This is a genomic window from Cytobacillus oceanisediminis 2691 (genome assembly GCF_007678455.1).
In the GTDB taxonomy this organism is placed as follows: domain Bacteria; phylum Bacillota; class Bacilli; order Bacillales; family Cytobacillaceae; genus Mesobacillus; species Mesobacillus oceanisediminis_A.
Map to the genome: position 1 here is coordinate 1 of NZ_VEEP01000254.1, position 263 is coordinate 263.

A 263-nucleotide genomic window follows, 5' to 3' on the forward strand; every position below is an offset into this window, starting at 1 on the left:
TCACCCCCAATCCCATAACCCATTTTTCCCCTTGAATCATTGCTCAGCAACCCCACTCGATCCATTTTTTCCCTCCTTCCCCCCCCACTAATCAAAACACTCTTACCCCAAACTTCCCCCCTTTCTCTTCTTCTCTCAACTCCTCCTTCAACAACTATAACCCTTCAACCACCTCCCCTTCCTTCATCAACCACCTCCCCACCATTTTATCCCATCACCAGTTCTCCTTGATTCCCCCATCTTCCGCTCCAACCTCATCCACC

1 protein-coding gene is annotated in these 263 nt (G+C 49.8%); it reads right to left on the reverse strand.

Annotated features, from left to right (window positions below):
- Positions 1–95: phosphopantothenoylcysteine decarboxylase domain-containing protein (locus FS736_RS25600; RefSeq protein ID WP_395883949.1), on the reverse strand; the 95-nt coding region annotated here is incomplete at its 3' end.
- Positions 96–263 lie beyond the last annotated feature (168 nt).